At 49.8% G+C, this 265-nt stretch carries 1 protein-coding gene; it reads left to right on the top strand.

The genetic code is table 11. The annotated features are described in order from the left end of the window. Nucleotides 1–262: His/Gly/Thr/Pro-type tRNA ligase C-terminal domain-containing protein (locus tag R0J87_RS21335; RefSeq protein WP_498888796.1), on the top strand; the 262-nt coding region annotated here is incomplete at its 5' end. Nucleotides 263–265: the final 3 nt, after the last annotated feature.

Here is a 265-nt window from a genome sequence, read left to right as displayed (position 1 = left end):
TGAGTTTGTGCAACAAGTGGCAACCCAAATGCAGCAAGCCGGAATTCGGGCAAGAGCGGATCTCAGTGGAGAACGCTTAGGAAAGTTGATCCGCAATGCGGAGAAGCAAAAAGTCCCTGTAATGGCAGTTGTAGGAGCGAAAGAAGGGGAAGGAAATAGCCTAAGTATCAGAACTCGCGCTTCGGGTGAGTTAGGGAGTATGGCTGTGGAGGAAGTGACCCCAAAATTACAAAGCGCGATCGCGTCCCATGAAAATTTCTAAGCC

The organism is Halomonas sp. SIMBA_159 (assembly GCF_046536035.1).
Classification (GTDB): Bacteria; Pseudomonadota; Gammaproteobacteria; order Pseudomonadales; family Halomonadaceae; genus Vreelandella; species Vreelandella venusta_A.
Note: the sequence above shows the minus strand (reverse complement) of the source record. Positions and strands in the feature narration are given on the sequence as shown.